The sequence below is a fragment of the Mesorhizobium sp. M7A.F.Ca.ET.027.03.2.1 genome, assembly GCF_003999175.1.
In the GTDB taxonomy this organism is placed as follows: domain Bacteria; phylum Pseudomonadota; class Alphaproteobacteria; order Rhizobiales; family Rhizobiaceae; genus Mesorhizobium.
This window is the reverse complement of record NZ_RZOM01000139.1, coordinates 1-8700: the sequence shown is the minus strand read 5'-3', so window position 1 is coordinate 8700 and position 8700 is coordinate 1. Positions and strand designations below refer to the sequence as shown.

The window sequence follows — 8700 nt, the reverse complement described above, 5'->3', positions numbered from 1 at the left end:
GAAGACACCAAGGAAATGGGCGCCGACCTCGTCAGCCAGTCGATGCAGCGCCTGATCGACCGCTTCGAGGCGCCGGTCATCATCAATGGCTACAATCTCGGCACCAACATGATCGAGATGGACGTCGCCGCCGACAACGACGTCATCATGATGCACTACAACACGCTGATTTCGCACAATGAGAAGTTCAAGACCGACCCCGCCCGCTATTACAGCTCCTTCCAGGGCGATCCGCCGGAGTTCTGGTATGGACCGGGCTGCCTGAACTTCCTCAAGACGCTTGCCGCGGACGGCAAATGGAAGGCGCCCAACAAGAAGATCGCCATCATCCCGTCTGCCAACGAATATTCGATCGTCATCGCCAACGCGATCCGCGACAAGGCCGCCGAATACGGCTTCGAGGTTAGTCTGTTCGAGACCGTTCCGTTCCCGACCAACCAATGGGGACCGACGCTGGCGAAACTTCGCCAGGACCCGCCGGCGGCGATCCTGGTCACGCACTTCCTGCCGCAGGACCTGGCGCAGTTCATGGTCCAGTTCCTCGCCGAGCCGATCAACAGCCTGATCTACATGCAGTACGGACCATCGCTGCCGGCTTTCCGCGAGATCGGCGGCGAGGCGGTCAACGGCGTCGTCTATTCGACGGTGATCGGCTGCCTGCCGGACGATTTCTCCAAGCCGTTCCGCGAGAGCTACCGGGCCAAATTCGGTCCGAACTCGGCCTACATCACGGGATCGCAGACCTATGACGGCCTGTGGATGTGGGCGCTTGCCGCGGCAATCGCCGGTGGTCCAGGCGAACCGATGGACAAGGCGCAGACCACCAAGGTGGCCAATGCGATGAAGCGCCTGGTCTATCGCGGGGTCAACGGCACCTACCGGGCCGATCCGGCCGGCCAATCGGCCTTCTGCTATCCGACGCAGGTAGCCGATCCGTCGCTTGGCATGCCGCACCAGTTCCTGCAGCATCAGGATTACAAAACCGATCCGAAGCTGATCGCGCCGGTGCTCTATGCCACGGACAGCTTCATCCTGCCGCCATGGATCAAGTGACCGGACGCGGAAATGAAACCAACGACACCGGCCGGGCCGTTTGCCCGACCGGCTCCATTGGGTGAGAAATATGACTGAGGCCGCCGGTCCGATGCTGGTTTGTGACAGTGTGGTCAAACGGTTCGGCTCGCTGGCCGCCGTCGACGGCGTGTCGATGGTGGTCAATGCGGGCGAGATCGTTGGCATTGGTGGGCCAAACGGCGCCGGCAAGACAACTTTCTTCGACGTGGTGACCGGGATCACGCCGGCCAGTGGCGGCCGGGTGCATTTCGGCGACACCGACATTTCGGCGCTTCCGGCCGACCGCATCTGCCAACTCGGCATCGCCCGCACCTTCCAGCTCAATGCCGCCTTCGACAGCTTGACCGTTCGCGAAAACATCGAGATCGCCGCGTATTTCGGCCGGCAGCGGCGAAGGCTGGCCGGCTTCCGCCTTGGCGAGGATGTCCGGCAGGCAACGATCGAAGCGCTGGACTTCGTCGGGCTTGCGGCCAAGGCCGACGAGACCGTGGCGCGGCTGCCGGTGCTCGACCGCAAGCTGCTGATGATTGCCGGCGCCATCGCCACCCGGCCAAAAATGCTCTTCCTCGACGAGCCGGTGGGCGGGCTCAACGTCGCCGAGATCGACCAGATCATGGCGATGGTGCTGAAACTGCGCGACCAGGGACTGACCATCGTCCTGATCGAGCACGTCATGCGCTTTCTCCTGGCGCTCTCCAGCCGCGTGATCATCATGCACCATGGCAAGGTGATATTCGAAGGCCGGCCGGACAAGGTCGCCGAGGACCAGACCGTTGTCGAAACCTATCTCGGCCAGGGCACGCAGAAACGGCTGAAGAAATTCTTCGATGAGCAAGCTGCCGCGACGAATCCGGCGGTGGGGGGAACGCCATGACGGGCGCAGCCGCAAAACCACCTGTCCTGCAACTCGACGGCGTCGTCTGCGGCTATGACGGACTCGACGTGCTCAAGGGCATTTCGCTGACCGTTCATGCCGGTGAATTCGTCACCGTCGTCGGCCCGAACGGCCATGGCAAGTCGACATTGCTCAAGACCATTTCCGGCCTGGTGCCGCTGCGCGGCGGTCAGATCAGCATCGACGGCCGGCGCCTGTCCGGCAAGCCGCATGAGACGGCGATGTTGGGCGTCGCCCACGTGCCGCAGGGCGATATGCTGTTCGCGCAGATGAGCGTGCTCGAAAACCTTTTGATGGGCGGCTATCTCGCGCCGGACAAGGCCGAGATCGCGCGTCGGCTGGACGAGGTCTACGCGCTTCTGCCGAAGCTTGCCGACCGTCGCAACCAGATCGCCTCGAGCCTGTCGGGCGGCGAACGGCGCATGGTCGGCATAGGCCGCGGCCTGATGATGGGCGGGCGCATCCTTTTGATCGACGAGCCGTCGCTTGGCCTCGCGCCACTGATCATCGATCAGGTCTACGACGTCATTTCGCAACTGAGCAAGGCTGGGCGCACGATCCTGCTGGTGGAGGAGAACCCGGCCCGGGTCGAGGACCTCGCCGACCGCCTGCATCTGCTCGACGACGGCGCCATCGTCTGGTCAGGCAAGCCCGCCGAACTGATGGCGCGCGACGAACTCCTCGCAACGTATCTCGGAGGCTGACGCCATGACCGACGTTCTCATGGCCATTCTCGTCGCCGGCTTCACCTCGGGCGCGCTCTATGCGCTGGCGACGGTCGGGCTGTCGCTGGTCTGGGGTTCGATGGGCATGCTCAACATGGCCCATGCGGCGATGCTGACGCTTGGCGGCTACGTCGCCTTCACGGTGATCACCTCGCTCGGCCTGCCGGTCGCGATCGGTTTCGCCGGTGCTATCGGCGCGGGTGCTTTGGCCGGCGCCATCCTCTATTTCGCGATCGTTCGCAATCTCCTGCAGAACGACAAATCGACATTCGAAGCCAACGTCATGATCGCCACGGTCGGCATCGGCATCGCCCTCGAGAATGCCATCCTCATGACCTATGGCGGGCAGCCGCTGAAGCAGCCGGTTTCGATCGCCGGCGCCCTGCGCCTGGGGCCGCTGACGCTGCCTTGGCAAAACCTTCTGATCATCGCGGTGGTGGTCGTCATGATGGTGGTCGTCTCGGCGGCGCTCGGCCGCACGCGGATGGGTCGTGCGATCCGGGCGACGGCGCAGAACCGCGACGCGGCGCAACTCATGGGCGTCGCCGTCAACCGCGTCTACCTGCAGGTGCTGATGCTCTCGGGCGCGCTCGCCGGCATCTGCGGCGTCATGGTCTCGTCGATGACGCAATTGTCGCCGCCACTCGGCAACGACCCGATGCTGAAGGCCTTCATCATGTGCGTGGTCGCCGGTCTCGGCAATCTGCCGGGCGCCATCGCAGCAGCACTTGGGCTGGCGTTGCTCGAATCCTTCGTCCAGTACGCCTTGGGCGCCAGGTGGGGCTTTCCATCGCTGCTGTTCGTCGTCATTGCCGTGCTGATCTGGCGGCCGTCCGGCCTTTTCGGCCACGCCGAAATCCGGCGCATGTGAGGGTCATCATGACAGAGACACGTCCCCTGCCCCGTTTCTCCATGTCCCGCTCGGCCAGGACTGATCTTGCCATCAGCCTGATGCTGATCGCGGCGGCGATCGCGCTGCCGTTCCTGGTCGACAGCCGCTACATCCTTGGCCAGATCGTGCTGGCGCTGTTCTATGCGACGATCGCCTCGCAGTGGAACCTCCTGTTCGGCTTCTCGGGCATCTTCTCGCTGGCGCAAATGGCGATCTTTGCCTTCGGCGGCTATGCGACGGCGATGCTCTGCTTCTATTTCGGCTGGAACGTCTGGGCAGCACTTGTGCCTGGCGCGCTGGGCGCCGTGCTGTTCTCGCTGGTCGTCGGCCTCGCCTGCCTTCGCCTGACCGGCGTCTATGTGGCGCTGCTGACGCTGGCGATCGCCCAGACGATGTATCTGCTGATCGTCACCGACACCGAATGTTTCGTCATGGTCGGCTCCGTCTGCCGCCAGTTCACCGGCGGCGCCGTCGGCTTTGCCCGCTTCGGCGACCTCGGCACCAGGGCCTTGCTCCGAGCGCAGTGGCTGGTCGGCAATTACGCCATCATCGCGGTGCTGTTCGCGCTCACCATGGTCTTCACCTACGCGATCGTCAAAAGCCCGATCGGCCTTGCTTTCCGGGCGCTGAAGGACAATCCGGGCTATGCGGTGGCCCGCGGCGTCAACCGCTTCCAGGCGCAGCTTCTGGTGTTCGGCATCTCCGCCTTCTTCACCGGGCTGGCCGGCGGTTTCTATGCCGCGCATTTCCAGGCGATCGGCCCCGGTGTGCTGTCGATGTCGCAACTTATGTTCATCATCGCCATCGTCGTGGTCGGCGGCGTCGGCACGTTCTGGGGACCGCTGGTCGGGACGGTGGTGCTGGTGCTGGCTGACGAGTTGATGCGAGAGAGCGGCGAGTTCCGCACGCTCGGGCTCGGCCTGATCATCGCCCTGTCGGTGGTGCTGATGCCCAAGGGGCTGGTCGGCCGTTTTGGCGATCTCATCGACTGGCTCGGGCGCCGTCGCGCCAGCCCCGACAGCAAGCCAGCAGCAAGCAGCATTGTGCAAAGCCCGACCCCGGCCGGAAAGTGAGAGACTGACGATGTTCGATACGATCATAGTGGGCGCCGGCTCGGCCGGCTGCGTGCTGGCAAACCGGCTCAGCGCCGATCCTGCCCGCAAGGTGCTGCTGCTGGAGGCCGGGCGCGAGGCGCCGCTCGCCTCGGACGTGCCGTCGGACTGGCCGACCATGTTCAACACGGAAGTCGATTGGGGCTACTACACCGAGCCGCAGGCCGGCTGCCGCGGCAGGCGGGTGTTCTGGCCGCGCGGCAAGATGATCGGCGGCTCCGGCGCGCTGAACGCCATGATCTATATTCGCGGCCTGCCGTCCGACTATGATGGCTGGGCGGCGATGGGCTGCCCCGGCTGGGCGTGGGCTGACGTGCTGCCGGTGTTCAAGGCCAGTGAAAGCAATGCCGAACTCGGCAACGACCCGCTGCACGGCGCCGACGGGCCGCTGCGTATCGGCAATGTCGGACATGTCGATCCCAACGAGCTTGCCTGGATCGAGGCCTGCAAGGCCGCAGGCTACAAGCAGAACCGCGATTTCAACGGCGTCGAGCAGGAAGGCGTCGGCCTGTTCCAGTTCACCATCAAGAATGGCGAACGCTGGGGCACCGGCAAGGCCTATCTGCGCCCGGCGCTGGAACGACCCAACCTGACCGTGAAAACCGGTGTGCTGGCGACGGGCCTGGTCGTCGAGAAGGGCCGGGTCAAGGGCATCCGCTATCTCGTCAATGGCGAACCTGAGACCGCTTTCGCCGACAGCGAGGTGGTGCTGTCCTCGGGCTCGATTGGCAGTTGCCAGCTGATGCTGCTTTCGGGCATCGGGCCGGCCGACGAACTCGCCCAGGTCGGCGTTGCTCCCGTGCACGACCTGCCTGGCGTGGGCAAGGATCTGCAGGACCACATCAACATTCCGATCACCTTCTATACCAAGGACAAGATCGGCGTCGGCGCCTGGACCGACGAGACGCTGCAGCGCGACTTCGCCGAATGGCAGACATCGCGCAGCGGCCCGCGTTCCTCACCCTGGGTGGCGGCGGGCGGCTTCGTCAAGAGCCGGCCCGATATCGAGCCGGACCTGCAGCTTTACGGCGCCATCAGCCCGCATCGAGACTATGTTCGGTTCCTTTCGTCCAGACCCGGCATCACGCTGCACACCACGCTGCAGCGGCCAGACAGCCGCGGCGAGATTCGCCTGCGCTCGGCCAATCCGATCGAATATCCGGCGATCGACCCACGTTACTTCATCAGCGACGAGGATGGCTCGGACATCGCCACGCTGGTCGAAGGCATCCGCATCAGCCGGCGCATCGCGGCGCAGTCGCCGCTTGCCGAAATGCTCGCCGGCGAAATCACGCCGAGCGCCGAATGCGAGAGCGACGCCGAGATCGCCGACTATATACGCGGCCACTGCACGACGCTCTATCACCCGACCAGCACCTGCCGCATGGGTTCAGATGCGATGGCCGTCGTCGATCCGACGTCGATGAAGGTTCATGGGCTGGACGGGCTTTGCATCGCCGACGCCTCGGTCTTTCCGAAAATGGTGTCGGGCAACACGAACGCGCCGACGATCATGATCGCCGAACGCGCCGCGTCAATGATCCTGGCGGGCTAGGAGACAAAACATGACGACAGGCTGGAATTTCCACGAACTCTATCTCTGGCACGAGACCGGCAATGCCGCGCAGTTCTTTCAGCCGAGCCTGACCATCGAGCCGGGCGAGCATGCGGAGAATGCCGACACGAAACGCCGATTCCGCAATCTGATGGAGGTTTCGGGCCTGACCGAGAAACTGTCCAAAATCGCCTCCATCGCGGTGAGCGAGGATGACCTCGCCCTGTTCCACGACCGCGACTACATCAGCCGTATCAAGCTGCTTAGTGATGGGCGCGGCGGCGATGCGAGCTATCTCACCCCCTTCGGCCATGGCAGCTACGAGATCGCCTGTCTGGCCGCCGGCGGCACGGCAGCGGTGATGGATGCGGTGTTGAGCGGCGAGGTCGACAATGGCTATGCGCTGGTACGACCGCCCGGCCATCATGCCGAGCGCGGGCAAGGCATGGGCTTTTGCCTGTTCGGCAACGTTCCGGTCGCTATCCTGAAGAACCGGGCCAAACATGGCTTCGAGCGGGTCGCCTGCGTCGACTGGGATGTTCATCACGGCAACGGCACCCAGTCCGCCTTCTATTCGGACCCGTCGGTACTGACCATCTCGATCCATCAGGACGGGCTTTATCCACATGACAGCGGTCTTCACAACGAACGCGGCGAGGGCAAGGGCGAAGGCTACAACATCAATGTACCGCTGCCGGCCGGCTGCGGCCACGGCGTTTACATGTCCGTGTTCGAACGCGTCGTGCTGCCGGCGCTCAATCGCTACAAGCCTGATCTTATCGTCGTGCCGTCGGGCTTCGACGCCTCGGCGGCCGATCCGCTGGGGCGCATGATGCTGCATAGCGGCAGCTACCGCGACATGACGCGGATGCTGATGCAGGCGGCGGACGACCTCTGCGGCGGGCGCCTGATGATGTCGCACGAAGGCGGCTATTCCGCCTCCTACGTTCCCTACTGTGGCCTGGCGGTGATGGAGCAGTTGTCCGGCATCAGGACGCATATCGACGACCCGTTCCTGCCGGTCTTCGAAAGCTATGCCGGCCAACCCTTGCAGCCACATCAGGCGGCCGCTGTTTCCAGGGCGGAGGAACTTTTGGGCGGCATCGCCTAGAATTCTGATTGCGGTCAGCCGATGAGGCGATCTCAAGACACACCGGCGGCCAATCTCGCAAATGCGGGCATGCGCTGACGGTAGGCTAATGCATGTCGCCCAAAAGTTCCGGTTTGGGACAACGACATGCACGAAAACAAAGACTTAAAGCGCGTCGTTTTTTGCGAGAAACTACGCCGGAGCACTCCCGACTACGCTAACCCCTACTCCCACTCGATTGTTCAAACAGCCTATAACTAATTGAAATTACACTAGGATGTTTCCATAGCCCCATAAGAGACCGACCAGAGCCGTCAAAAAATTACGCTTTGGTTCTAAAGGGAAATCGCCGCAAGAATTTTTCCAGGGTTCACCAACTATCGGGACCAATTGGGCGATTTCTTGCACTTTGCGGCGTTCGACGGCGTGCCCAAGCCGTCTCGAAAAGTACCCTCCGTTCCAACCTGCGAGCAGGCGACCGAGCATTGGTGTTGGTGAAACGTGGGCGCGCACCGAAGAGTTGTCGCCGAGCCGCCCGCCGATCTCGAACATCTCGATCAGGAACCCGCGCCTCCGGCGCGGTTGCAATGCCGGTCCTGTAAATGTCCGCAACGCCAGGGGGGCGGCTCAGCCATCGTCCCTGGCGACCAGTAGAAAAGGTTCGCGCTCCGGCGTCGTCACCGAAAAGCCCGAAGGGCCCACCGCGCTGAAAAAGCGATGGAACATGTCGATGAAGACACGCACGAAGAGTGGCTTTGCCGAACCGTACATGTCGGCGACGATCAGCGTGGGTGGCGGCAGTTCATCGAGGATTGGTCTTCGAACGATCTCCTCGCCATCGGCGGTGGCGCGACCGATCGGCCGCATGTTGAGGACGGCCATGCCGAAGCCGGATGCGACGGCCGAGCGCACCGTTTCGTAAGAGCGCGTGCGAAAGCGCACCTCCGGTCGTTTCGCCAGCACGTCGAACAGGGTCAGGAGATAGGTCGCCGTGTGCGGCAGGTCGAGCAGCACCAGCGGCCGTGCCGCCAGTTCCGCCAGCCAGATGCCGTCGCGCGCGGCAAGGGGATCGTCTGCATTGAGCACGGCATGCGCCGGTACCTTGCAGATGCGGGTGACGCTGTCGATACCGATTGGACCGATGTCGTAGAGAATGGCCAGATCGATCTGGCCAGCGACAAGCCGTTCCTGCAACTGGACCTGGTCGGCCTCGACAAGGTCGATCTCGACATCGCCGACGCTGTCGAGGTAGCTGCGCAGCATCTCCGGCATGAACAGCGCGCCGAACGGCTCGAAGCAGCCGATGCGCAGGACCTTCGGCACGCGCCCGTTGAGGTCTCCGATCGACCGGTTGAAC

Annotated in this window: 9 protein-coding genes; 7 read left to right on the top strand and 2 right to left on the bottom strand. The window is 63.5% G+C overall.

Features of this window, described 5'->3' with window-relative positions; translation table 11 throughout:
• The 7 genes from EN750_RS08925 to EN750_RS08895 all read left to right on the top strand — a co-directional run.
• Positions 1-1053 (top strand): ABC transporter substrate-binding protein (locus tag EN750_RS08925; protein WP_145967514.1); only part of this gene is annotated, 1053 nt, incomplete at its 5' end.
• Positions 1054-1123: 70 nt separating this feature from the next.
• The gene (locus tag EN750_RS08920) at positions 1124-1948 is read left to right on the top strand and encodes an ABC transporter ATP-binding protein (protein ID WP_127317773.1); all 825 of its coding nucleotides are present in this window, start codon (positions 1124-1126) and stop codon (positions 1946-1948) included.
• Positions 1945-2673 (top strand): ABC transporter ATP-binding protein, encoded by a 729-nt coding sequence (locus EN750_RS08915; protein ID WP_127396194.1) that lies wholly within the window; start codon positions 1945-1947, stop codon positions 2671-2673. Before EN750_RS08920 ends, EN750_RS08915 begins: the two co-directional genes overlap by 4 nt.
• A 4-nt stretch (positions 2674-2677) precedes the next feature.
• Positions 2678-3565: a branched-chain amino acid ABC transporter permease gene (locus EN750_RS08910; RefSeq protein ID WP_127396193.1), complete on the top strand. Its 888-nt coding sequence runs from the start codon at positions 2678-2680 to the stop codon at positions 3563-3565.
• 8 nt (positions 3566-3573) lie between these two features.
• Complete coding sequence (locus tag EN750_RS08905) at positions 3574-4659, top strand: branched-chain amino acid ABC transporter permease (RefSeq protein ID WP_127396192.1); 1086 nt, start codon at positions 3574-3576, stop codon at positions 4657-4659.
• Positions 4660-4669: 10 nt separating this feature from the next.
• Positions 4670-6253, top strand: coding sequence for a GMC family oxidoreductase N-terminal domain-containing protein (locus EN750_RS08900; RefSeq protein ID WP_127396191.1), 1584 nt, complete (start codon positions 4670-4672; stop codon positions 6251-6253).
• Between the two features lie 10 nt (positions 6254-6263).
• Positions 6264-7364 carry a class II histone deacetylase gene (locus EN750_RS08895; protein ID WP_127396190.1) on the top strand — a complete coding sequence of 367 codons (1101 nt, stop codon included), beginning with the start codon at positions 6264-6266 and terminating at the stop codon, positions 7362-7364.
• A 246-nt stretch (positions 7365-7610) separates the two neighbouring features.
• Here EN750_RS08895 and EN750_RS39140 read toward each other — a convergent pair whose 3' ends face one another.
• On the bottom strand, positions 7611-7895 hold the full coding sequence (locus EN750_RS39140) for a hypothetical protein (RefSeq protein WP_145967512.1): 285 nt from the start codon (positions 7893-7895) through the stop codon (positions 7611-7613).
• Positions 7896-7970: 75 nt separating this feature from the next.
• Positions 7971-8700 (bottom strand): LysR substrate-binding domain-containing protein (locus tag EN750_RS08890; protein WP_127396189.1); only part of this gene is annotated, 730 nt, incomplete at its 5' end.

Bases quoted from the DNA above. Each gene is read 5' to 3' on its own strand.
- EN750_RS08920 (WP_127317773.1), top strand. From the start codon at position 1,124: ATGACTGAGGCCGCCGGTCCGATGCTGGTTTGTGACAGTGTGGTCAAA.
- EN750_RS08915 (WP_127396194.1), top strand. From the start codon at position 1,945: ATGACGGGCGCAGCCGCAAAACCACCTGTCCTGCAACTCGACGGCGTC.
- EN750_RS08910 (WP_127396193.1), top strand. From the start codon at position 2,678: ATGACCGACGTTCTCATGGCCATTCTCGTCGCCGGCTTCACCTCGGGC.
- EN750_RS08905 (WP_127396192.1), top strand. From the start codon at position 3,574: ATGACAGAGACACGTCCCCTGCCCCGTTTCTCCATGTCCCGCTCGGCC.
- EN750_RS08900 (WP_127396191.1), top strand. From the start codon at position 4,670: ATGTTCGATACGATCATAGTGGGCGCCGGCTCGGCCGGCTGCGTGCTG.
- EN750_RS08895 (WP_127396190.1), top strand. From the start codon at position 6,264: ATGACGACAGGCTGGAATTTCCACGAACTCTATCTCTGGCACGAGACC.
- EN750_RS39140 (WP_145967512.1), bottom strand. From the start codon at position 7,895: ATGTTCGAGATCGGCGGGCGGCTCGGCGACAACTCTTCGGTGCGCGCC.